Source organism: Aureibaculum koreense, from assembly GCF_034296135.1.
Taxonomy (GTDB): domain Bacteria; phylum Bacteroidota; class Bacteroidia; order Flavobacteriales; family Flavobacteriaceae; genus Aureibaculum.
Window position 1 is genome coordinate 24,234 of record NZ_JAXKVV010000002.1, and the last position, 22,994, is coordinate 47,227.

General features: G+C 33.3%; 22 protein-coding genes and 3 tRNA genes. 12 read left to right on the forward strand and 13 right to left on the reverse strand.

Going from position 1 to position 22,994, the window contains the following annotated elements:
- Nucleotides 1–25: 25 nt before the first annotated feature.
- Nucleotides 26–1,312 carry a fumarylacetoacetase gene (gene fahA / locus UMM65_RS02100; RefSeq protein ID WP_321974813.1) on the reverse strand — a complete coding sequence of 429 codons (1,287 nt, stop codon included), beginning with the start codon at nucleotides 1,310–1,312 and terminating at the stop codon, nucleotides 26–28.
- Nucleotides 1,313–1,417: 105 nt separating this feature from the next.
- Here fahA and glyA point away from each other — a divergent pair, with 105 nt between their 5' ends.
- On the forward strand, nucleotides 1,418–2,692 hold the full coding sequence (glyA, locus tag UMM65_RS02105; protein ID WP_321974814.1) for a serine hydroxymethyltransferase: 1,275 nt from the start codon (nucleotides 1,418–1,420) through the stop codon (nucleotides 2,690–2,692).
- 191 nt (nucleotides 2,693–2,883) lie between these two features.
- On the opposite strand, the gene UMM65_RS02110 is transcribed toward glyA, so the two are convergent.
- The 9 genes from UMM65_RS02110 to UMM65_RS02150 form a co-directional block, all read right to left on the reverse strand.
- On the reverse strand, nucleotides 2,884–4,212 hold the full coding sequence (locus UMM65_RS02110; protein WP_321974815.1) for a DNA recombination protein RmuC: 1,329 nt from the start codon (nucleotides 4,210–4,212) through the stop codon (nucleotides 2,884–2,886).
- Between the two features lie 113 nt (nucleotides 4,213–4,325).
- Nucleotides 4,326–5,276: a sterol desaturase family protein gene (locus UMM65_RS02115; RefSeq protein WP_321974816.1), complete on the reverse strand. Its 951-nt coding sequence runs from the start codon at nucleotides 5,274–5,276 to the stop codon at nucleotides 4,326–4,328.
- Between the two features lie 34 nt (nucleotides 5,277–5,310).
- Entirely contained in the window at nucleotides 5,311–5,598 is a 288-nt protein-coding gene (locus UMM65_RS02120) for a 4a-hydroxytetrahydrobiopterin dehydratase (RefSeq protein WP_321974817.1), read from the reverse strand.
- Nucleotides 5,599–5,702: 104 nt separating this feature from the next.
- Nucleotides 5,703–5,776 (reverse strand) — tRNA-Arg (locus UMM65_RS02125).
- A 15-nt stretch (nucleotides 5,777–5,791) separates the two neighbouring features.
- Nucleotides 5,792–5,866 (reverse strand) — tRNA-Pro (locus UMM65_RS02130).
- Nucleotides 5,867–6,087: 221 nt separating this feature from the next.
- A tRNA-Ser gene (locus UMM65_RS02135) sits at nucleotides 6,088–6,176 on the reverse strand.
- Between the two features lie 103 nt (nucleotides 6,177–6,279).
- On the reverse strand, nucleotides 6,280–6,417 hold the full coding sequence (locus tag UMM65_RS02140) for a DM13 domain-containing protein (protein ID WP_321974818.1): 138 nt from the start codon (nucleotides 6,415–6,417) through the stop codon (nucleotides 6,280–6,282).
- Nucleotides 6,395–6,760 (reverse strand): RNA-binding S4 domain-containing protein, encoded by a 366-nt coding sequence (locus UMM65_RS02145; protein ID WP_321974819.1) that lies wholly within the window; start codon nucleotides 6,758–6,760, stop codon nucleotides 6,395–6,397. The genes UMM65_RS02140 and UMM65_RS02145 overlap by 23 nt, the downstream gene beginning before the upstream one ends.
- Before the next feature lie 69 nt (nucleotides 6,761–6,829).
- Entirely contained in the window at nucleotides 6,830–8,299 is a 1,470-nt protein-coding gene (locus UMM65_RS02150) for a S41 family peptidase (RefSeq protein ID WP_321974820.1), read from the reverse strand.
- A 131-nt stretch (nucleotides 8,300–8,430) separates the two neighbouring features.
- Here UMM65_RS02150 and UMM65_RS02155 point away from each other — a divergent pair, with 131 nt between their 5' ends.
- The 5 genes from UMM65_RS02155 to UMM65_RS02175 all read left to right on the forward strand — a co-directional run bounded on the left by UMM65_RS02155 (nucleotide 8,431) and on the right by UMM65_RS02175 (nucleotide 13,496).
- Nucleotides 8,431–8,940 carry an RNA polymerase sigma factor gene (locus UMM65_RS02155; RefSeq protein WP_321974821.1) on the forward strand — a complete coding sequence of 170 codons (510 nt, stop codon included), beginning with the start codon at nucleotides 8,431–8,433 and terminating at the stop codon, nucleotides 8,938–8,940.
- The gene (locus UMM65_RS02160) at nucleotides 8,927–9,358 is read left to right on the forward strand and encodes a hypothetical protein (RefSeq protein WP_321974822.1); all 432 of its coding nucleotides are present in this window, start codon (nucleotides 8,927–8,929) and stop codon (nucleotides 9,356–9,358) included. The genes UMM65_RS02155 and UMM65_RS02160 overlap by 14 nt, the downstream gene beginning before the upstream one ends.
- Nucleotides 9,359–9,431: 73 nt before the next feature.
- Nucleotides 9,432–10,001: a DUF4252 domain-containing protein gene (locus tag UMM65_RS02165; protein ID WP_321974823.1), complete on the forward strand. Its 570-nt coding sequence runs from the start codon at nucleotides 9,432–9,434 to the stop codon at nucleotides 9,999–10,001.
- Nucleotides 10,002–10,248: 247 nt separating this feature from the next.
- Complete coding sequence (locus UMM65_RS02170) at nucleotides 10,249–10,794, forward strand: DUF4252 domain-containing protein (protein WP_321974824.1); 546 nt, start codon at nucleotides 10,249–10,251, stop codon at nucleotides 10,792–10,794.
- Between the two features lie 242 nt (nucleotides 10,795–11,036).
- Nucleotides 11,037–13,496: a M1 family metallopeptidase gene (locus UMM65_RS02175; RefSeq protein ID WP_321974825.1), complete on the forward strand. Its 2,460-nt coding sequence runs from the start codon at nucleotides 11,037–11,039 to the stop codon at nucleotides 13,494–13,496.
- An 80-nt stretch (nucleotides 13,497–13,576) separates the two neighbouring features.
- Here UMM65_RS02175 and UMM65_RS02180 read toward each other — a convergent pair whose 3' ends face one another.
- On the reverse strand, nucleotides 13,577–13,936 hold the full coding sequence (locus tag UMM65_RS02180) for a helix-turn-helix domain-containing protein (RefSeq protein ID WP_321974826.1): 360 nt from the start codon (nucleotides 13,934–13,936) through the stop codon (nucleotides 13,577–13,579).
- A gap of 242 nt (nucleotides 13,937–14,178) precedes the next feature.
- On the opposite strand from UMM65_RS02180, the gene UMM65_RS02185 reads away from it, so the two are divergent.
- The 6 genes from UMM65_RS02185 (at nucleotide 14,179) to UMM65_RS02210 (ending at nucleotide 20,606) form a co-directional block, all read left to right on the forward strand.
- Nucleotides 14,179–15,270 carry a M14 family metallopeptidase gene (locus tag UMM65_RS02185; protein ID WP_321974827.1) on the forward strand — a complete coding sequence of 364 codons (1,092 nt, stop codon included), beginning with the start codon at nucleotides 14,179–14,181 and terminating at the stop codon, nucleotides 15,268–15,270.
- A 67-nt stretch (nucleotides 15,271–15,337) separates the two neighbouring features.
- The gene (locus UMM65_RS02190; protein WP_321974828.1) at nucleotides 15,338–15,823 is read left to right on the forward strand and encodes an Lrp/AsnC family transcriptional regulator; all 486 of its coding nucleotides are present in this window, start codon (nucleotides 15,338–15,340) and stop codon (nucleotides 15,821–15,823) included.
- A gap of 267 nt (nucleotides 15,824–16,090) precedes the next feature.
- A complete protein-coding gene (locus UMM65_RS02195; RefSeq protein ID WP_415859546.1) occupies nucleotides 16,091–18,067 on the forward strand; it encodes an alpha-ketoacid dehydrogenase subunit alpha/beta in 1,977 nt (658 codons plus the stop codon).
- Nucleotide 18,068: 1 nt separating this feature from the next.
- Nucleotides 18,069–18,971, forward strand: a complete 903-nt coding sequence (locus tag UMM65_RS02200; RefSeq protein WP_321974830.1) for a metallophosphoesterase — start codon at nucleotides 18,069–18,071, stop codon at nucleotides 18,969–18,971.
- Between the two features lie 223 nt (nucleotides 18,972–19,194).
- Complete coding sequence (locus UMM65_RS02205; protein ID WP_321974831.1) at nucleotides 19,195–19,533, forward strand: Dabb family protein; 339 nt, start codon at nucleotides 19,195–19,197, stop codon at nucleotides 19,531–19,533.
- 68 nt (nucleotides 19,534–19,601) lie between these two features.
- A complete protein-coding gene (locus tag UMM65_RS02210; RefSeq protein ID WP_321974832.1) occupies nucleotides 19,602–20,606 on the forward strand; it encodes a sugar kinase in 1,005 nt (334 codons plus the stop codon).
- 13 nt (nucleotides 20,607–20,619) lie between these two features.
- Here the strand turns inward: UMM65_RS02210 and UMM65_RS02215 are convergent, their stop codons facing one another.
- Nucleotides 20,620–20,760: a hypothetical protein gene (locus UMM65_RS02215; RefSeq protein WP_321974833.1), complete on the reverse strand. Its 141-nt coding sequence runs from the start codon at nucleotides 20,758–20,760 to the stop codon at nucleotides 20,620–20,622.
- Between the two features lie 9 nt (nucleotides 20,761–20,769).
- Nucleotides 20,770–22,806 (reverse strand): vanadium-dependent haloperoxidase, encoded by a 2,037-nt coding sequence (locus UMM65_RS02220; RefSeq protein ID WP_321974834.1) that lies wholly within the window; start codon nucleotides 22,804–22,806, stop codon nucleotides 20,770–20,772.
- Nucleotides 22,807–22,994: the final 188 nt, after the last annotated feature.

Here is a 22,994-nt window from a genome sequence, read left to right on the forward strand (position 1 = left end):
TTTAGATATAAAAAAATTAAAATAATTAATTATTATAATTAATAGCCGGTAGTATTTTGCCTGTACACTCCCCAAAACCAATCCTTCTATTGTCATTTTTACAGTAACCACGTAAAATAACTGTATCGTTGTCATTAATAAACTTACGTTCAGAACCATCTTTTAATTTGATAGGGTTTTTACCGGCCCAAGTAAGTTCCAACATAGAACCGTAACTTTCTTTGGTTGGTCCTGAAATAGTACCTGAACCCATCATATCTCCAGCTCTGACATTACAGCCATTGCTGGTGTGATGGGTCAATTGCTGGGCCATTGTCCAATACATATATTTGAAATTGGAGTTTGAAACTAAGGTTTCTTCTCCATTTTCTGGTTGAATAAAAGCTTGTAATTTTATATCTAAACTTCTATTGCCCGACTGTTGCAAATAGGGTAGTGGTGTAGGTTCTTGTTTAGGACTGTTGGTTCTATAAGGCTCTAGAGCATCCAATGTGACTATCCATGGTGAAATGGTAGAGGCAAAACTTTTTCCTAAAAAAGGTCCTAATGGGGCATATTCCCATCCTTGAATATCTCTAGCACTCCAATCATTAAATAGCACCAGTCCGAAAATGTATTCTTCGGCTTCTTCAAGTTTAATTGTTTCTCCTAATTTATTTACATCAGTAGTTATAAAAGCCATTTCCAGTTCAAAATCTACCAACTTGGAAGGGCCAAAAGTAGGTTTATCTGCATCTTTAGGCTTAGTCTGCCCATTTGGTCTTTTTATAGGAGTACCCGAAGTTATAATTGATGAACTTCTGCCGTGATAACCTATTGGAATATGTAACCAGTTTGGCATTAAAGCATTTTCAGGATCCCTAAAAATACTACCAACGTTAGTGGCATGTTCTTTACTTGCATAAAAATCGGTATAATCACCAATGGTTACGGGCAATTGCATCTCAATTTCTTCCATAGTGAAGATAATCCGATCCTTATGCTCGGCATTATCTTTTAAAATATTATTATTTGCATCAAATATTTCGGCTATTCTATTTCTTACTGACCGCCAAGTAATTCGTCCATCGGCAATAAAGTCATTTAGAGTATCTTGTAAAAAAATATCGTCTGTTAGAGGAATATCCTTAAAATACCCTAGTTGATGTAACGCTCCTAGGTCAATGGCATAATCACCAATTCTAGTTCCAATAGTAATAATATCATCTCTGGTTAAAAATACACCAAAAGGAATGTTTTGTATTGGGAAATCGGAATCTTCTTTTACGGTTAACCATGTTTTTCTTTTCGGATCGTTAGCTTTTATTTTCATTTTTTTAATGTTGAGTTATTTTTATTCAAATATATAAGATTATATGTTTTTGCAAAATGAAATTAGTACTTTTGGCATCAAATTAACAAACTTATTTTTTTTACAATGCAACGCGATCAACAAATTTTTGATTTAATAGAAGAAGAAAAACAAAGACAACTTAACGGACTAGAACTAATTGCTTCAGAAAACTTTGTAAGTGAACAAGTTATGGAAGCAGCTGGATCTGTTTTAACCAACAAATATGCTGAAGGTTATCCTGGAAAACGTTATTATGGTGGTTGTGAAGTAGTTGATGTAGTAGAACAAATTGCCATTGACCGGGCCAAAGCACTTTTTGGGGCAGAATATATAAATGTACAACCGCATTCTGGTTCTCAGGCAAATTCTGCAGTATTCTTTGCTCTGCTAAAGCCAGGAGATAAAATATTGGGTTTCGACTTATCACATGGAGGTCATTTAACTCATGGTTCACCTGTAAATTTTTCAGGTACACTGTACAAAACCTCGTTTTATGGTGTTGAAAAAGAAACTGGTGTTTTAAATTATGATAAAATCCAAGAAACTGCCAACAAAGAAAATCCAAAATTAATCATTGCTGGTGCTTCTGCTTACTCTAGGGATATTGATTTCAAAAAGTTTAGAGAAATTGCTGATAGTGTTGGAGCATTGTTGGTTGCCGATATTTCCCATCCCGCGGGATTAATTGCCAAAGGTATTTTGAATGATCCATTACCGCATTGTCATGTGGTAACCACAACTACACATAAAACCTTACGTGGACCGAGAGGGGGGATGATAATGATGGGCAAAGATTTTGAAAACCCTTGGGGCATTAAATTAAAAAACGGTAAGCCAAAGATGATGTCATCTTTTTTAAATTCGGCTGTTTTTCCAGGTAATCAAGGTGGGCCATTAGAGCATATTATCGCTGCAAAAGCTATTGCTTTTGGTGAAGCCTTAACTGATGATTTTTTGCATTATCAATTACAGGTAAAGAAGAATGCCGCTGCTTTGGCAAAAGCATTTGTTGCAAAAGATTATCACTTAATTTCCGGTGGAACTGACAATCACATGATGTTGATTGATCTTCGTAATAAAAATATTACAGGTAAAGAGGCTGAAAATGCCTTGGTAAAAGCTGATATTACGGTTAATAAGAACATGGTTCCTTTCGATACACAGTCACCTTTTGTAACTTCAGGAATAAGGATAGGTGCAGCTGCGGTTACCACACGTGGACTCAAGGAAGGAGATATGACAGTAATTGTTGATTTTATTGATGAAGTAATCAACAATTATGAAAATGATGAAGTTTTAGAGACTGTAGCTGAAAAAGTTAATGAAATGATGAGTGATAGACCATTATTTAAAGCATGAACATATTTTTAAGTCATGAAAAAAGCGAGCCTTCAAGCTCGCTTTTTTATTCTCTAATTTTTTATGGCACTATCACAATCTTTTAACCCCTTTTAGATTTTAATAATTTCTAACTTAAAAAAACATAATTTATGCTTTAATGATGAATGTGATATGTTCTTCGTCTCATAATTAATATTCGTTATCTTACATTAATCATTGTCATTAGCCCTTTCTATTATTTTTTCAGGCAACGATTTTTTTGCCTTAGCACCCAGTTTTTTAATTTTTTCAACTCTCCTGATTAAATTTCCATCTCCTTCAAATAGTTTATTCATTGCAGATGAATATTCAGCTTTAGAGGAATCAATTCTTTTCCCAACATTGATTAAATCATTCATTAAACCTTCAAATTTATCATATAACCCCCCTGCTTGCCTTGCAATTTCAATAGCATTACGCTGTTGTTTTTCATTTTGCCACATACTGTCAATGGTCCGTAAAGTCGCTAATAATGTGGAAGGAGTAACGATAACTATATTTTTTTCAAAAGCTTTATTGTATAGTTGATTATCTGTATTTATCGCAATGGCGAAAGCTGGCTCTATTGGCACAAAAAGCAACACAAAATCGGGTGATTCAATTTCATAAATATCTTCATATTTCTTTTCTGACAATTGAGATACATGTCTATTAAGTGAATTGATGTGATCCCTTAAAAACCTAGCTTTTTCTAATTCATCTTCCGCATTTGCATAACGTTCATAATCAGTTAAGGATACCTTGGAATCAATTATCATCTTTTTATTGTCTGGTAGATTGATTATAACATCCGGTCGTACTCTAGTTTTATTTTCTAAGTTTGAATCAAAACTTTTCTCCATAAAATACTCTCTATCTTTTTCTAATCCCGACTTTTCAAGTACTCTTTCCAAAATGAGTTCGCCCCAATTACCCTGAGTTTTACTATCACCTTTTAAGGCTTTGGTTAAATTTACCGCTTCTTTGCTCATCTGCTCATTTAATTCTTTCAACCCAATTATTTGCTGGCGTAAGGCAGCATGATAATCAATACTTTCTTTATGTGTCTTATCTACTTTATCTTCAAAAAGTTTAATTTTCTCATTCAGCGGATTTAAAATGTTTTTTAAATTCTCCTTATTCTGCTCAGTAAATTTGCTTGATTTTTCCTCTAAGATTTTATTGGCTAAATTTTCAAACTCTTTGGTAAACTTTTCTTGAATATTCTCCAATTCACTTTTCTGTTCAGATAATTTTTCTTTTAAGTTATTGATAGCTGCATCTTGTTGAATATTTACCTTAACAATATCTTCTTTTTCAGACTGTAACCTTTTGAATTCCAGTTGTTGTTCAGAAATGGTTTTTTCGGAATTTTCCTTTATAGTGTTGAGAATATTGTTACGTTCAATAAGAGCGGATTTTTCCTTTTCTGATGCTACTTTGGTCAATAATTTACCAATAAAAGCTCCAATAAACAATGAAATAATAAATATGACGATGAAAATAAGGTATTGCTCCATAAGTGTTAGAAAATTAAAAGATAATATTACAAAAATTATGGAAATAGATATAGTATGATATTTATTTCTTATACAGAAATTATCAGTATTAAATAGAAAATTTCAGATAGTTATTATTTATCTGCAACAATGGTAGATGCTTTTAAACTTTCTGCTTTTAATATACGCTGTTGTTGTTTTACAGTAAGTGAACTGCCATCAGGACTCCATCCGGGAGGGCCAAATATGTACATAAAACCTTCTTTAAAAGATTTCGCTTTTTTAACATCTTTCCAAATATCTCCATATTCATGGGTAAGTATTACTAACGGATTGTAAGATGATGGTGGTTTAGTAACACCATATTCAATATCAACACTTTCGTCCAGTTCTTTCCATGTGCCAAACATTTTATCAAAAATATTCAAATAACCACCATGGTTCTTATCCATATATTCTATGTTCTTAGAATGATGTACTTGATGTTGTGTATGTAAATTGAGGAACTTTTCTAAAAAGCCTAACTTCGGAACGTATTTGGTATGCAATTGAAATTGCCAAAGAGCTTCAATACCCATACAAACGATTAACATTTCGTAATGGAAACCAATAGCGGGAATCCACATATAAAAGAAGGGTTTGTACAAAACGGTAAACCAACCGTTTCTAACCGCGGTGCCTAAATTAAAATTATCAGAAGAATGGTGTACAATATGAGCTGCCCATAATAGTCGCACTTCATGATTGGCACGATGGAACCAATAGTAAGAAAAATCATCTAACAATTGGCAAATCAACCAAATATACCAAGCCCAACCAAAAGATTGCCAACCCATAATATTTGTACGAACACCATCTACCAATGGATTAAAAAGCTCATACACAAAGCTGAACAAAACAATGGCGAAAACAATTTTAACCAAAGGAGCAATGATAGCAGAACCAATACCCATTGCACCACTTGCAAACAGATCTTTCCACTCGTACAACTCATCGTTATCGTGCGTTTTGCTATAGACTAATTCCAGTAAAATAAAAGCTATAAAAGCTGGCCCTCCATAGACCAAGGGGTTGGTTAAATCCAATTTTCAAAATTTTTGGTAAAGATAGAAAATAAAACTAATCGCCACTTATCAAACTTTCAATGGTTTTTGCCAACTTAAAATCCTTTTCGGTAACACCATCTGCATCATGGGTAGATAACCTTATTGACAATGTATTATATACATTCAACCATTCTGGATGATGATTTTGTGCCTCAACTTCAAAGGCAATTCGGGTCATAATCGTAAAACAATCTTTAAAAGTTTCAAATTCTAAAGTGGTTTCAATACCATTGCCCCTAAATTGCCAATTGGGTAGATTCTCTAAATTTTTATCTATTTCTTTTTGTGATAGTTTTTTCATGTTTATTTTAATGAGTGATATTCTAATATAAGTAATTTTTTAATATATATAAAATCTAAGTGCTATCAAACAAAAAAAGCCCTACAAAAAGTAAGGCTTTTAAGTGATGGCACTAGGATTCGAACCTAGGACCGCCTGCTTAGAAGGCAGGTGCTCTATCCAGCTGAGCTATGCCACCATTAAATAAAATTTGTCGGGGTGGCAGGATTCGAACCTGCGACCTCCGCGTCCCAAACGCGGCGCGATAACCGGGCTACGCTACACCCCGAAATGGTTATCTAAAAAATAAGTATTTCAAATTTCAAACACAAAAGAAATACTTAATGAATGTAATGTAGGATTAACTTCGTTGATCCCATTTACCACATACTGCATATAAATCAATAAAAGTGCTATTACACTTTTTAAGCTTTAAACCTCTCAATGTTTTTACAAGCGAACTTGACAACATTGAGAGGTCTAAATCTTCTCTATTGATTTATCTGATTGCGGAGAGACTGGGATTCGAACCCAGGGTACCTATTTCTAGGTACGACGATTTAGCAAACCGCTCCTTTCGGCCACTCAGGCACCTCTCCAAAAAATTAATGAACAACCTTATTTGAATGCGAGTGCAAATGTAATAAAATTTGATAATTTAAAACCTAAAATTTAAAGGGAAATTATAAAAAATTTATAATATTACTTTACAATGGCATATCCAAAAGAAACAGAAAAGTCAACATACCAAATTACTACATAGCTGTACTTGCTATAACCAACATTTGATGGTAAATTATAAGCAAAAGTATCATCTTTATTCCTCTGTATAATTTTCAATATCTCTTCTGTCTTTTTTAGTAGGGCGACCTGTTCCTTTTTTACGGTAATATTCCTTGGAATATTTCAGCACTTCTAAGTTTTCAAACGCCTCTTTTGGTGTAGTATCTTTGCGATAAAGATCAACTAGTTTTGCTCCAACACGATTTGGTGGTAAATCCAGCACTTCCAGCTCATAATTTATTTGATTTTTTCTGACTAAAATCTTTTCTCCAACAAAAACATCTTTTGATGGCTTACAGTTGGTACCATTTATTTTTATATGTCCTTTTTTACAGGCTTCAGTAGCTTTACTACGTGTTTTATAATATCGTGTTGCCCATAAGTATTTATCTAATCGCATTCTTCTCAAATAAAACAAGGCTCATTTTAAATATTATAAAATGAGCCTTGTAATTAGTATTATTTATGATTATTGATTCATTTCATTTGGAATAATATACATCTCTTTAGAAAACTGTCTCTTATCAGAAGAACTGAATACTTGTTCTGTTTTTAACTCAAGATCTTTTAATTGTTGTGCTTTACTAGCAGCACCAGAAATATTATCTAAAGCTCTTTTTAATAATGGTTCGTTAACATCACCAAAAGGTTTCATTGCAGAAACATACTCAATCTGTTCAATGTCTGGATTAAACCCTAGAGTATAATCACTTTGATCTAATTTGTTGAAAATCTTAAAAGTAATTGGCTGCATAGCATTTGTGTGACTTTGATCAATATTATTACTGCCAAAAGTAGGCGAATCGTACACCGTAAATGACCCAACATTTTTACCATAAGTAGTGGTACCTACTTTGATAACCTGGATATAGGGTGAAAGACCATTAATAACCATTTCACTTGCAGAGGCGGTATCATCAGAAGTTATTACATAAATTCTACTTAAAGTAGATAACCTGTTTAACGTAATTTCTTGTTGGGCGTTACCATCTATATCATAAATCCTTCCTTTATTAAAAAATGGATAGGCTGAATTTTCATCGCTATTTTTACTATTGTAGATTAATTTGGCAAAAACTTCATTTGTTGTTGCACCAGAATGTATCATACTGGCCAAATATGCCGAAGTTAAAACCGAGCCACCACCGTTATACCTCAAATCCAATACTAATTCTTGAATACCTTCTGATTTAAAAGTACCAAAAACTTCATTTAACTCGTTATGGAAAGTATATTTAAAACTATTATATACCAAGTAACCTACTTTTTTACCTCCAATATTTAAAACACTTGAATAATGTACAGGATTTTCAACAACCTGCCGAACCGTTAAATTAGCTTCTTTTCCATTAGAGACAACAGATCCGTTCTGAATTGTTGCAAATTTCATAGAAATAGTATTATCGCTATAGTATTTATTTACAATACTATAATTGTCAAGATTTAATTCAACATCGTTAAAAACATTAAAAACGTCGGCTCTTTTCAGTCCTGCTTCAGAAGCTGGGGTATTGGGAACCACATAAGTAATGTAACCTATTACATCATTACTTGTATCACTAACCCTGGCTAGAGCAAATTCAAAACCAAAAGCATCGTTAACACCTCTAAAAGAAGCATCTTGTGCTCTGTAATCCTCTATAAACCATGAAAATCTATCGGTTGTGCCTTTTTGAAACAACAATGATTCGAACAAAGCCTCAGGATCATTATATCCATTTAGATATGAATTGTACTCGTTAGTATCGTCATTTTTAGTATCAGCTAAATTTGATATGTCTTGTTGCCAATAATAATGTGTGTTCATCCCTCGCCATACAAAATCATTAATTTCATTGTTTAATTCAACCGTAGGTTCTTTTGGGTCATCGGCATTTTTATCACAACTGACAAATATTAAGGTAAATAGTGCTACTGCGGTAATTACAAATTTCTTCATATAGTGTTTTTTTAAATTTTGTCGCAATTTAACAAAAATAATTACAATTGATATTTGCGATGTAACAAAAGTAATAGTTGTTCGTCTTAATTTTGTATAGTGTTAAAATAACTATCAATAACCAAACCAAAATGCAACAAACTGAATTTTTAAATACAGTTTTACCTTTAAAAGATAAAGTTTTTAGACTCGCTAAAAGATTGTTGGTATCTATAGATGAAGCGGAAGATGCTACACAAGAATTATTCTTAAAATTGTGGAAGAATAAAAATAAATTAGATAATTATAGCAGTGTTGAAGCTTTTGCCATGACAATGACCAAAAATTATTGTTTGGACCAATTAAAAGCAAAACGTTCAAATAATTTAAAATTAGTGCATAATAACTATAAGGACAATAATGTTTCGTTAGAACATGATTTGGAAATTAAAGACAGCGTTAACAAGGTGCATGAACTAATTGAAAATTTACCGGAAAAGCAAAAATTAATAATACAGTTAAGAGATGTTGAGAATTTTGAGTTTGAAGAAATTGGCAAGATTCTTGACTTACAGCCAACAGCAGTACGAGTAGCATTGTCTAGGGCAAGAAAAACAATAAGACAACAATTAATAAAACAACATAACTATGGAATTAAATAACATAGAAAAACTGATTGAAAAATATGAAAATGCCGAAACTTCTTTAAAAGAAGAACAAGTATTGGCAACTTATTTTCAACAACATAAAGTACCTGCACATTTGCTTGAATATAAAGCGATGTTCAATTACTTTGACGAAAGTAGCACAGAACGTTTTACAAAGACCATTCCTTTAAAAACTAAAAAACCGTATTGGAAATGGGCATCTGTAGCCGCTGCCGCTGTATTATTAATTAGCGTTTATACATTTAATAATGATAATTCATTAACCGATGCTGAACGCCTAGAAGCCGAATTGGCCTATCAAGAAACTCAGAAAGCATTCCAATTGATTTCTCAAAATCTAAATAAAGGAGAAAATATTGCCATTGCTGGATTACAAGAGTTTGATAAAGCAACGAGTAAAGTTTTTAAGTAGATTAAGATTAGAGTAACATTAAAAAAACTCCTGCTTTCACAGGAATGACAAACAGTAATAAAAAATAGAAATCATGAAAAATATAAATAATAAAATGAAGACAAAAAATTTAATTATCGCACTTGCATTAGTACTAACACCATTGTTCACTTTTGCACAAACTACATTTGATAAGTTTGCCGAAATGGATGATGTATCCGTGGTAACGGTAAACAAAAAGATGTTCGAGCTTATGACAAAAGTATCAGGAGAAACTCAAGAAGCCAAAGAATATATTAGTTTGGTAAGTAGTCTTGACAACCTAAGAGTATTAGCGACAGAAAATGCTTCTATTGCGGCTGATATGAAAGCTAAAGTAACAAGTTATTTAAAGTCATCTAATTTATCTGAGTTAATGAGTGTTAAAGACAAAGAAGGAAATGTAAAAATTTACATTAAAGAGGGTAAGGATTCAGACCATGTAAAAGAACTTTTTATGTTTGTTGATGGTATTAGTGCCAATATGGGTGGTGAAGATCGTAAACCCGAAGCGGTAATTGTTTCTATAACCGGAGATATTGATCTGAATAAAATCTCTGAACTTACAAAACAAATGAATATTCAAGGTGGTGAGCATCTTAAAGACTTAAAAAAGAAAAATTAAGCCTTCATTATTAAAGTTTTGGCAAATCAATAATTTAATATCGAGGCAGTAGAATTTAAAAGATTCCCTGCCCGTCCGGCAGGCGGGCTCGTACCTCGGAATGACAATAAATAATTAAAATATGAAATGAGCATAAAAAAATTTCATCATTATATCAACCGAAATGATTAAATTTTTTATGCAAATTCCTGAATGTGCTGAAATTTTTAGTTTCTTCATTTTCAGTAAACTATAAAATTTTAAACAGATGAAAACTATAACTAAATTACTATCAGTAACTATTATAATACTATTATTTGTATCATGTGCAAGTAGCCCATCTTTACAAAAGTATTATATTGACAATCAAGATGATAAAAACTTTGTTTCATTAGATTTACCGGCTAGTTTGGTGAGTTTAAAAGACAATGCATCTCCTGAGGCTCAACAGACGTTAGAGTCCATTAAGAAACTCAATGTACTAGCTTTTGTTAAGAATGAAAGTAACGAAGCAGAATATGCTTTAGAGAACACTAAAGTAAAAACAATTATAAAGGACAACAAATATGTTGAGTTGGTGCGTGTTAAAGATAAAGGTAGAAACATTGTAGTTAAATATGAAGGTAATGAAGATGATGATACTATTGATGAACTTATAGTCTATGCCAACGATAAATCGCAAGGTTTTGCACTGGTTAGGGTACTTGGTAATAAGATGGAACCTGGTAAAATTCTAAAAATGATGAATGAAATTGGAGATATAGATGGCGATAGCTTTAAAGGATTAAAGGATCTGGCAAAGAATATTAAATAGTAAGCCTCACCCGAAACTGCAAGAAAAATGCAGTTTCGACCTCTCCCAGTGCCTTCGCTTCGCAACCGCTAAAGCTTTTAGCGAACGCGGTAAAGCTATGGCGACACGCGGAAGGAGAGGTTAAAAAACAAGATATAAAACTTGTTTGAACATAATGTTAAAAATCCTGAATACATCATGTATTCAGGATTTTTTTATTGTATAAAAGTTTATCTTTGCGACCTAATTTTAATTAAAACCCAATGAAAAAAATAATTTTAAGTATTTTAATTTTATTCCTAACCTTAAATATAGTATCTGCACAAATACAGGATACAACTAAAGTTGAAACAGTTTATAGGGCTGAAAGAGAAAAAATAAACGATTTGGTTCATACCAAATTAAAAGTTTCATTTGATTATGCCAAAAGTCAAATGGCAGGTGAAGCCTGGATTACTTTAAAACCCCATTTTTATCCCGTTCAAACGGTGACGTTGGACGCTAAAGGAATGTTGATTCATAAAGTATCTAGAGATGGTAAAGCCCTTAAATATGATTATGATGGCAATAAATTATCCATTAAATTAGACAACCTTTTTGTTAAAGATGAGGAATATACCCTGCACATAACTTACACAGCGAGGCCCGAAGAGGTGACGCAAGAGGGTAGTGCGGCAATAAGCGATGCTAAAGGATTGTATTTTATTGATCCGTTGGAAACCGATCCTGACAAACCTACACAAATTTGGACCCAAGGGGAAACAGAGGCAAGTAGCTGTTGGTTTCCTACGATTGATAGCCCCAACCAAAAGACCACACAAGAAATTTACATGACCGTTCCCAATAAATACGTTACCTTATCTAATGGATTGTTAGAAAGCCAAACTGAAAATGGTGACGGAACAAGAACAGATTATTGGAATTTTGACAAACCCCACGCACCTTATTTGTTTTTTATGGGAGTTGGTGATTTCGCAATTGTTAAAGATACATGGAACGATATTGCGGTAGATTACTATGTGGAAAAGGAATATGAACCCTACGCCAAAGAAATTTTTGGTAATACACCTGAAATGTTGACTTTCTTTTCCGAGTTGACAGGTATTGAATATCCTTGGCAAAAATATGCCCAGATTGTATGTAGAGATTATGTAAGTGGGGCTATGGAAAATACTACTGCTGTGATACATGCAGAAAATGCAAATCAGACATCAGGGCAATTAATAGATACGAATGTCTGGGAAAACACTATTGCCCATGAGGCAATTCACCATTGGTTTGGTAATTTGGTTACCGCCGAAAGTTGGAGCAACCTAAGCATGAACGAATCTTTTGCAAACTACAGCGAATATCTTTGGCAAGAATATAAGTACGGTAAAGATTATGCCGACGCACATCGCTATGATGACGTTCAAGGGTATTTTATGGGAGGTAATGAATCTAAGAAATTAGTTCGTTTTCACTATGGTAGTCGCGAAGATATGTTTGATGCGGTTTCTTATAACAAGGGAGGAGCAATTCTGCACATGTTGAGACATTATTTAGGTGATAAAGCTTTCTTTGCTGGACTGAAGGAATATTTAATATCAAACAAATACCAAACCGGAGAGGCTCACCAATTACGTTTGGCATTGGAAGAAATTAGTGGCAAGGATTTAAACCCTTTCTTTAACCAATGGTTTTTTGATTCAGGTCACCCTAAATTAAATGTAAGTTATATTTATAACGATGAAAACAAATCGGTAACGGTATTGATTAAACAAACCACTGATAAAGTTTTTGAATTTCCATTAGATATAGATGTCTATGAAAATGGTGTTGCAGAACGTTATAAAATTAACGTTAAAAACAAAGAAGAAAAATTCACCATTAAGTACAAAACCAAACCCCAATTGATAAATATTGATGCCGATAAAATATTATTGGCTGAAATTAAAGATGAAAAACCCATTGATAATTATATTTATCAATACAACAATAAAAAAGCTAACTTTTTAGACAGGAGGAATGCTATTGAAATTTTAGCAGCAGATCAAGATAATAAAGAAGCCTATAAAACCTTAATGAATGCTTTAAACGATAAGTATTATGGTTTAAGAATATTGGCTCTAGATAAAATTGATGTGAGCAAAGATAAAAGTACTTTGAAAATTATCGAAAATTTGGCAACGTCTGATGATAAAACATTAGTTAAGGCAAAGGCTATTAAAGTATTGGGTAAACTGGATGATAAAAAATATGCCAATATCTTTAAAGAAGCAACAAAAAGCAAATCATATTCTGTAAAGTCTAATGCTATCGCTGCACTCTATAAAATAGATAAAGGAGCAGCTTTGGATAAGGTTGTTGCAATTACCAATCCCCTTGACAAAAAAGGAATGTTAAACGGATTGCTGCCTGTATATGTTAATGAACGTTTAAGCCAAGAAATGCCGTTTATAGCTGATAAAATTATCAGCGGATTGTTTTTTAATCAAGACCCAGAAGTGCAAGCTCTATACGGACAAGCATTTCAATGGATAGCTACAAGCGATAACTTAAAAGCCACCAAAAATATGGTTGATGATTTTGTTGCAAAAGCCAATCAGTACAAAAAATATGGGGCAGATGCTATTATAAAACAGATGTTACAACAAGTTCAAGCAGGTAAAGAACAGTTAAATTCATCCAATAAAGAAGAATTGATTGCTATTGTTAAGCAAGGAATAGCGGATATAAAGTAGTTTCAGAACTTGCCTTGTCAGCAGGTTTATAATTCCAAAAGCCTCACATTTTAATTTTTGTGAGGTTTTTTTACGCTATATTATAACACATCCTGATTGTAATCTTTGAAACTACCATCCTTATAAAAAATTATTATTCTGTCAATTTCCTTATGCTGTTTACTTGTAGAAATATCAGAAGCTTTTTGAATAGTGGAGGAGTTAAGATGCTCTTGTGTAGGAAATGTCCCTTTTCCATTTAACAACCAATACAGTTCCACTTCTTTAAATTTATCCAAAACTTTAAGCACAAAATCTAAACTGGGCTTGTTTCTTCCAGATAAAAGATGTGAGATGCTAGACCGCTGCACCTCAATTTTATCTGCAAAGGCAGCGGCAGAAAGTTGGTAATAGTCCATTACCAATTGTAAACGTTTTGAAAAATCTAAGGTGTTTATCAAGGCACATTTTTTATGTAACAAATGTAAACAATTCTATTAAAACCACAAGAACTCGAATTAAAATATAGTAAAATAGACTAATTAAAAACATTAAATTAAGTATTATAAAATATTGATATATAAATATTTATGTAAACATAATGTTTGTGCGTTTACAATTGTAAATAGTATATAATTATTGAGTGAGATTATTATTCGATGCTATTTACATTTGTAAACAATTCTTTATTTACATTTGTAAAATGGATTTAAGTAATTTAGTTTCTTGGGCTGCTCATCACAAAGAGAATAACCTCTTTGGCAGATATATTAGATTTCAAGATATAGAACCCATCATTAAGAAGCTACCGAATATATTTTCTTCAGAAATACTAGGTTATTCATTTAAAGGAATTCCCATATATGGTATTACCGTTGGCAATGGAAAAACAAAAATTTTGTTGTGGTCTCAAATGCACGGTAATGAAAGTACCGGTACCAAAGCTTTGTTTGATATTTTCAAATGGCTTGATGAAAACGATAGTACTGTTAAACAAATTCTAAGAGAATGCACGTTGGTTTTTATACCTATATTAAATCCTGATGGAGCTGAAGTTTACACACGGGTAAACGCTCAAAATATTGATTTGAATCGTGATGCTGTTGACTGTACCGCCCCAGAGAGTAAGATTTTAAAAGGTGTTTTAAAAAAAATTAATCCTAAATTTTGTTTTAATTTACACGATCAACGTACAATTTTTAGTGTGGGAGACAAACCAGCAACCATTTCCTTTTTAGCTCCATCTGAGGAAGAATCGCGACAAGTAACTGAGGGTCGAAAAATTACCATGTCGGTTATTAGTTCAATGTATGCTGCATTAGAACAGATAATCCCAAATCAAATTGGCAGATACACGGACGAGTTCTACCCAACAGCGACTGGAGATAATTTTCAAAAAGCAGGGTACAATACCATTCTAATTGAAGCAGGTCATTATCAAGATGATTATAATAGGGAAGAGGTTAGAAAGTTAAATTTTGTGAGTTTGGTTGCTGGTATATATTTTATTGCAACTGAAAAAGATTACAAAGACTATGAAACCTACTTTAATATTCCCAACAACGAAAAAAAATATTTAGATGTTATTTATAAAAATATTGTGTTGTTAGACGAAGATAAGATGGTAGATGTCGGTGTAATCTTTAAAGAAATACTTGAAGATTGTAAAATTGTTTTTAAACCTACTATCGAAATAATAGACGATTTATCCGATTATAACGCCAATACAATTATTAATAAAAAAGGCGAAGTCTATAATTCCAAATCGTCTTTAAGCAATCTTTTTGTTAATTAATTCACTTTTTATTAGTTTTTTTAGATAAAATTTAAGAAATTAGTCTTTTAATTGAAAATACAGTAATATGTCAAAATTCAAATTAGACGAAATAGACCATCAAATACTTGATGTGCTAATAGAAAACGCACGAACCCCATTTACAGATATAGCAAAAAAACTGCTTGTATCTGCCGGAACTATACACGTTAGGGTAAAGAAGATGGAAGAAGAGGGAGTAATAAAAGGATCTACACTTACCGTGGATTACGATAAAATGAATTATACATTCATTGCCTACATTGGTTTATTTATCGAAAAATCGTCATACACCCAATCCGTTATTGACGAATTACACAAAATACCCGAAGTAACCGTTGCACATTTAACAACAGGTAAATTTGCTGTTTTTTGCAAGATAAGGGCAATGGATACTAAACACGCCAAAGATGTTATTTTTAGGATTGACGATATAAAAGGTGTACTGAGAACTGAAACTTCAATCTCTTTAGAAGAAGTAATCAACGATAAGAAAAGATTGATGCACGCTATTTTTGATGCGTATAAAATTTAATTGAACAGTATTTTAATTTATAAAACGCTTTAATCTAGATAGTTCCCCGATGGCTCTGCCTCGGGGATTCTATTTTACCTCTCCTTTGGAGAGGTCATAACTGCTATTTTTTAGCAGTTATGGGTGAGGTATAATAAAAATTTCACCATAATAAGCCAAAATTTAAATTGGTATATCACTCTCTGCCCTTTCTTAGAATACTATTCATTTCGGGAAAATTTTTATTACATTTGAGAGCGTTTTTTATTCATCCAAATTTAAGATTAAATAGTGTTTTTTAAAAAGGATCTTTCCGAAGAAAAGCTATTAGAACTTTACAGAGCATTGCTTTTACCTCGATTAATAGAGGAGAAGATGCTTATCTTGTTACGTCAGGGCAAAATATCAAAATGGTTTAGCGGTATTGGACAAGAGGCCATTGCGGTTGGTGTTACAACTGCGTTGGAAGCTGACGAGTATATTTTACCAATGCACAGAAATTTGGGGGTTTTTACCACAAGAAATATACCGTTGCACCGATTATTTTCTCAATGGCAAGGAAAAGCCAGCGGTTTTACCAAAGGGCGTGACCGTAGTTTTCATTTTGGAACTCAAGAATATAATATTATCGGGATGATATCTCATTTGGGACCACAATTTGGAGTGGCAGATGGCATTGGATTAGGGAATTTGCTCAAAAAAAACAATAAAATTTGTGCTGTATTTACTGGGGAAGGCGGTACTAGCGAAGGAGATATTCATGAAGCGTTGAACGTAGCTTCTGTATGGAGTTTGCCTGTGCTATTTTGTATCGAAAATAATGGATATGGTCTTTCCACACCTGTAAACGAACAATTTAATTGTGAACAATTGGCGGAAAGAGCTAAAGGGTATGGAATGGAGAGCCATATTATAGACGGTAATAATGTATTGGATGTTTATCAAAAAGTAGATGAAATTGCAAAAAGTGTACGTAAAAACCCTAGACCTGTATTTATTGAATTTATAACCTTTAGAATGAGAGGCCATGAAGAGGCAAGCGGTACCAAGTATGTTCCGCAAGAATTATTAGACACTTGGGCAACCAAAGATCCGTTAGAAAATTATCAAGAATTTCTGAAAAATAAAGACATTTTAACTGAAGAAATGGAGGTGGAGTTTAAATCGGAAATTACCCATCAGATTAATGAAAATATAGAAATTGCATTTAATGAAAATCTAATAATACCAAATTTAGAAAATGAATTAAATGATGTGTTTCAAGAATTTAATTATCAGGAAGTTAAAACTGATAATAATAGAGAGAATATTCGTTTTATCGATGCAATTTCCCAAGGTTTAAAACAATGTATGCAACGTCACCATAATTTGGTAATTATGGGGCAAGATATAGCGGAATATGGTGGTGTTTTTAAAATTACAGAAGGTTTTGTTGATGAATTTGGTAAAGAACGTGTAAGAAATACTCCCATCTGTGAATCCGCCATAGTCTCTGCCGCTTATGGGCTGTCTATTAACGGCTATAAGTCGGTTGTTGAGATGCAGTTTGCTGATTTTGTAAGCTCCGGATTTAATCCCATAGTAAATTTATTGGCAAAATCATATTACAGGTGGGGTCAAAATGCTGATGTTGTTATTAGAATGCCATGTGGAGCAGGAGTAGGGGCTGGACCCTTTCACAGTCAAACAAATGAGGCATGGTTTACTAAAACACCAGGTTTAAAAGTGGTTTATCCGGCATTTCCTTATGACGCTAAAGGATTATTGGCTACTGCCATTGAAGACCCAAACCCTGTGTTGTTTTTTGAACATAAAGCCCTATATAGAAGTATTCGTCAAGAGGTGCCCGCAGGTTATTATACATTACCATTTGGTAAAGCTGCGTTGCTAAATAAAGGAAATAACTTAACGATTATTTCATTTGGATATGCGGTACATTGGGTGTTGGAAGTGTTGGAAAAAAAACCAGCTATTTCAGCTGATGTGATTGATTTACGAACATTACAACCACTTGATACCCAAACTATTTTTACGTCAGTTAAAAAAACTGGAAAAGCAATAGTTGTACAAGAAGACTCACTTTTTGGAGGTATTGCCAGTGATATTTCAGCTTTGATTCATGAAAATTGTTTTGAATTTTTAGATGCCGCCGTAAGACGTGTGGCTAGTATAGAAACACCAATACCGTTTGAACCACAATTAGAAGCTCAGTATTTAGGCAAAAGCAAACTAGAAGATGCCATTGTTGAAATTTTAAACTATTAATATGGATATTTTTAAAGTTTCAATATTATTTCTTTTAATAATTACCCTATCCTCTTGTGCCATGAAAACATCAAAAGAGTCTAAAGACAATGAAAGTTTTTCATTTGGAGTTATTGCAGATTGTCAGTATTGCAATGCTGAAAAAGTAGGTATTAGATATTACAATATTTCTGACAGCAAATTAAAAAAATGTGTACATCAATTAAATACGTTAGACCTTGAATTTACTATTCATTTAGGTGATTTTATTGACAAGGATTGGGAAAGTTTTGATGTTGTCGGGCCAATTTATGACAAACTGAAAATGCCAAAATATCATGTATTGGGTAATCATGATTTTTCTGTAATTGATGAGAGAAAATCAGAAGTGGTAAAAAAAATGGGGTTGTCATCTGAATATTATGATTTTGAAGTAAAAGGCTGGAGATTTGTCGTTCTAAATGGTAACGATATCAGTTTTCATGCCTATCCAAAAAATTCATATGATTATAAAATGGCTGAGGAGTACTATGTAGAAAATAATATAACTTCTCCTAAATGGAATGGAGCAATGGGAAAGGCTCAAATGCAATGGCTGGAATCTGTTTTAAGAGCAGCAACTGAAAATAATGAAAAAGTAATATTGTATAGTCATTTTCCAATATTTCCGGAAAACATACACAATTTATGGAATGCAAGTGAAGTACTTACAGTGATTGAAAAGTACAATGTAGTTAAAGCTTACATTAACGGCCATAACCATGAGGGTAATTATGGAATTAAAAATGGAGTGCATTTTATTACAATGAAAGGAATGGTTGATACTGAAGAAACATCGTATGCGGTAATAAACTTATCAAAAGACCATTTAGAAATAGTGGGTTACGGTAGGGAAAGTAGCAAAATCTTAGAATTAAAACAATAAAAGTAAGTAATAGTATTAATAATACTCGTTGTACTTTTTTATAAAATTCTGTCAATTCGAGTGGATTTTACGATTGAAATGAGTAAAATTTATATCGAGAATAAGAATTTTGGCTTGTTAATTAGTTCTCGATACGATTTTTCATCCCTCAAAATCACTCGAACTGACATTTTCATACTGTTTTGATTCAAAATGCACAATGGATTAATAAAATATAAATATAATGGAACAAGGAAATTTTATACATCATGTATTTTTTTGGTTAAAGAATCCTGAAAACATGGACGATAGGTCCATGTTTGAAAAGTCACTGAACAGTTTTATTGACCAATCTGTTTATATTAAAACGAAACATATTGGTGTGCCTGCAAAAACTGATCGTGCAGTGATAGACAATTCATACACGTATAGTTTGCTAGTGACTTTTAAAGATAAAAAGGACCACGATAATTACCAAGAAGAGCCTAACCATAAGCAATTTGTAAAAGAATGTTCAGATTTATGGAAAAAAGTATTGGTTTATGATTCTGTAAATGAGTTAGGAGAGGAGACCACTCAATAGACCATAGTTTTTTTGTTTGCTAAGTCCATTTAACATATATTAGTAAAATAATTAGTATTATAGATATTATGCAAAAATTAGTGACTTTTGGTGAAGTATTGTTGAGATTATCACCCCAGGGCAATAAAAAATTCAGGCAAACAAATTTACTGGAGTTTTATTTTGGAGGTACTGAAGTAAATGTTGCCATATCTTTAGCTAATTTCGGCAATAAAGTGAAACATATTTCCTGTATTTCCGATGATTTTGTAGGGGATACAGCTATGGCGTATTTGCGTAATTACAATGTGCAAACCCGAGAAATTATCAGATCACCAAGACCACTTGGCATTTATTATTTAGAAGTAGGAGCCGTAATGCGGCCTAGTTCTATTTCCTATAACAGATCACATTCTGCTTTTTCTGAAATACAACCCGCCATGGTCAATTGGAAAAGAGCTTTGAATGATTGCAACTGGTTTCATTGGACGGGTATAACCCCGGGCTTATCTTTAGGGGCTTATCAAACACTTAAGGAAGGCTTAAAAATGGCTATTGAACAAGGTGTTACCGTTTCGGCTGATCCAACGTATAGGCGTGGACTATGGAAATATGGCGTAGAAGCAAAAGAGGCCTTAACGGAATTGATAAAAAATTCTACCATTTTTATTGGTGGGATTGACGAAATCAATGAAACATTAAATACTAACTACGGTTATACAAATGATGAATTTGAAGCCGCGTCAAAAGCATTGATAGAAACCTATCCAAATATTACTAAAGTTTTTGAGAAATTAAGAACTTCCGTAAATGCATCTTGGCATAAAATAAGGGCTAGAATGTGGAATGGAAAAGAGTTTAAAGAAACCGTGGATTTTGAAATTACCCATATAGTGGACAGAATTGGAACGGGTGATGCTTTTGCTGCGGGACTCATTTATGGTTTACAGCATTATGATGATTTTAAGGCCATGGAATTTGCATCAGCGGCTTGTGCCTTAAAACATACATTTGAAGGTGATGTAAATTATGCTACCGTGTCTGATGTAGAGCATTTACTAAGTGGTAATACTTCCGGGAGGTTGGTGCGTTAATTTGTGTTGAAGTTTATTCTTTTATCAGTTTTTTATAATGAACTGTATTGTCAGAAATACTGGTAATTCTACTAAAATAAATACCCTGCTTTAAGTTTTTTAGACTTAATGTAATTGTATTGGTAGGTTGTTTTATTTCTTTGTTATACAGCAATTTACCTATTTAATTGTATATTTCTATTGTAAATGTGTCGGGCTTTTCTTGTTGTAAGGTAATTTCATCCGTAAATGGAATAGGGAAGAGGCTCCATTCCTTAACGTTATCATTATTATTAATTTCTTCGCCATTGAAATATTTTTGGGCTAAGTTAAACGCTTCCACTCCGATTTTTTCACCAATTTTTCGACCCCTTATATCATCGATAGGTGGATGAATCCCACCCCAAATTCTAGATAAACTGGTTTGGTCAGAGGCATCCCTATAGGTTGCCCATTGTAAAGTCATATCTTGTGTTGGGCCTTTTTCAAATACTAAAAAATCATTCTGTTTGATGTCAAAAATGCCCATTCCACCGGGAAAATATTCATTTCCCGTAAGTTTTGTCAATACTTCTGCGGCAGCCCTTGAAAAAGTGGAATGTCCGGAAACATAGCCCGCAAAGGGCGGTGTAACAAAAGTGCCACGTTGATATGGCCACCAGTGGGTTCCTAAAATCCAGTCGACACCAGCTACATCGGTTTCTGGGTCATTGATAAAATCGGGACCTTTCCATGCATATATTTTTATTTTGCCTACATTTTCATTGTTTATTCCCGCTAAGGCATCACCACTTTCAATTAATGCTGTTAAACCTTCAATTAATGGTATTCCGTGTGGATGGTAACTCGGTAGTGATTTATCGGTACTTTGTCCTTTACTAGCCATATAGCGAATGGCAGAAATGGGACGAACATAATCGTAATAGCCTTTGATACCCCAAGTATTTACGGCACAATCGTGCATAGCACCGCCTAACATTAAATAAGATTTTACATCCCATTCCAAATTATCTAGGGTAGTACCCTCACCGCCCATTTTTTTCTCTAAAAGTGGATGGTCATTTACATAATTCAAAATGGTAAACCAATGTCCCGGTGGGGTTTCAGAATCAGGGCCATCTGCCCAAAATTCAGCCAATACACGAGCGTAATCCGATCTTTTAACCAATTGTGGGGTATAAGGTAGGTTTGTAACAGGGTTTAAGGAATGCCCTTTACCAGAATCGCCACCATTAATAAAATCATAAAAAGATTTATACCCCTCAAAGGTATCTTCAAAATTATCGATAGCTGCATTACCTATTGAAGCCGGTGAAATATCAATCAATGTGGGGTCGTTAGGGTCGAGGTGAGCAGACCAAGCGGCTACCAATGCGAAATTCCATTTATAGGCATCATCAATTCCGTTTTCATTGGAATTTTTAATGTAAACCGGTGGCCCAGGATCGTTATACACATAGCTATTAAAGTTATGGTTTAACACTTTAAGATTATCAGGTGTTAAACAAAACGGTGTTACTTGTCCCCATTCAGGACCTAGAAAGTCTGGTGTATTTGAGTTTGAAACAAACCCACCTTGGTCTATAAACACATCAAAGGCGAGGGGTTGCCAATGGTTTGGGTCTATGTCAATTTCTTCAATATAGGTGTTGAGCTGTATGGGTGGATTTACAGGTTGGTAGTGCTGATTTTCATAATCACTCACTTCATTTGAACCATCTTGCAATCCAAAAGCTATCATTTCAGCGGCTAAATAATTCCCCAATGCTGCATAAGAGCCTGTACTGTAGTCCGTTGCTATAAAATTGGCATCATAACCATAGAGATTAAACAGGTCTAAAAATGATTTTTTGCTGGTATTTACCAATGGCGAATTGCTAAACCTATGGTTTAATAACCTAAACATGGCATAACTTAATACTTCATGGATGGCGGCTTGTTTATCAGAAGGCTGCTGAATACCTGAAAAAGTAGAAGTATAGTTGCCCAATTTTTTCCCCAACAATACGGTTCCGGCTTCATCATTAAAAATAGCCCAAGCATCGTACATTACCACCGAGCTATGAAAAAGGTTTCTTGCGTGAGACGTTGGCCTTGCAACATCATTACGGATGGCGAATAACAATTGTTCATTCCAATCTCTGGCAACAGAATGTTGGGCATAGGTTACAAATGAAATTGTAAGAACAATAAATAAAATTATTTTATTTGCGGAATTCATGTGTCCACGAGCTGGTAAAGTTGATTTCTGATCAAAAATATAAACGAAAATAATGAAAATAAATTTTAAAGAATCTGTACGCTACATGTAAAGTATAATTTTTACGGAGCTATATCGTTATGAATAAGGTATTTACAATTAGAGCTCGTTTAACCAAGTTCTTAATAGGAGCATATAAACCCAATTTA

What these genes read in the sequence shown, in the direction of transcription:
- fahA (WP_321974813.1), bottom strand. Translation starts at nt 1,312, where the DNA reads ATGAAAATAAAAGCTAACGATCCGAAAAGAAAAACATGGTTAACCGTA.
- glyA (WP_321974814.1), top strand. Translation starts at nt 1,418, where the DNA reads ATGCAACGCGATCAACAAATTTTTGATTTAATAGAAGAAGAAAAACAA.
- UMM65_RS02110 (WP_321974815.1), bottom strand. Translation starts at nt 4,212, where the DNA reads ATGGAGCAATACCTTATTTTCATCGTCATATTTATTATTTCATTGTTT.
- UMM65_RS02120 (WP_321974817.1), bottom strand. Translation starts at nt 5,598, where the DNA reads ATGAAAAAACTATCACAAAAAGAAATAGATAAAAATTTAGAGAATCTA.
- UMM65_RS02145 (WP_321974819.1), bottom strand. Translation starts at nt 6,760, where the DNA reads ATGCGATTAGATAAATACTTATGGGCAACACGATATTATAAAACACGT.
- UMM65_RS02150 (WP_321974820.1), bottom strand. Translation starts at nt 8,299, where the DNA reads ATGAAGAAATTTGTAATTACCGCAGTAGCACTATTTACCTTAATATTT.
- UMM65_RS02155 (WP_321974821.1), top strand. Translation starts at nt 8,431, where the DNA reads ATGCAACAAACTGAATTTTTAAATACAGTTTTACCTTTAAAAGATAAA.
- UMM65_RS02160 (WP_321974822.1), top strand. Translation starts at nt 8,927, where the DNA reads ATGGAATTAAATAACATAGAAAAACTGATTGAAAAATATGAAAATGCC.
- UMM65_RS02165 (WP_321974823.1), top strand. Translation starts at nt 9,432, where the DNA reads ATGAAAAATATAAATAATAAAATGAAGACAAAAAATTTAATTATCGCA.
- UMM65_RS02170 (WP_321974824.1), top strand. Translation starts at nt 10,249, where the DNA reads ATGAAAACTATAACTAAATTACTATCAGTAACTATTATAATACTATTA.
- UMM65_RS02175 (WP_321974825.1), top strand. Translation starts at nt 11,037, where the DNA reads ATGAAAAAAATAATTTTAAGTATTTTAATTTTATTCCTAACCTTAAAT.
- UMM65_RS02185 (WP_321974827.1), top strand. Translation starts at nt 14,179, where the DNA reads ATGGATTTAAGTAATTTAGTTTCTTGGGCTGCTCATCACAAAGAGAAT.
- UMM65_RS02190 (WP_321974828.1), top strand. Translation starts at nt 15,338, where the DNA reads ATGTCAAAATTCAAATTAGACGAAATAGACCATCAAATACTTGATGTG.
- UMM65_RS02200 (WP_321974830.1), top strand. Translation starts at nt 18,069, where the DNA reads ATGGATATTTTTAAAGTTTCAATATTATTTCTTTTAATAATTACCCTA.
- UMM65_RS02205 (WP_321974831.1), top strand. Translation starts at nt 19,195, where the DNA reads ATGGAACAAGGAAATTTTATACATCATGTATTTTTTTGGTTAAAGAAT.
- UMM65_RS02210 (WP_321974832.1), top strand. Translation starts at nt 19,602, where the DNA reads ATGCAAAAATTAGTGACTTTTGGTGAAGTATTGTTGAGATTATCACCC.
- UMM65_RS02220 (WP_321974834.1), bottom strand. Translation starts at nt 22,806, where the DNA reads ATGAATTCCGCAAATAAAATAATTTTATTTATTGTTCTTACAATTTCA.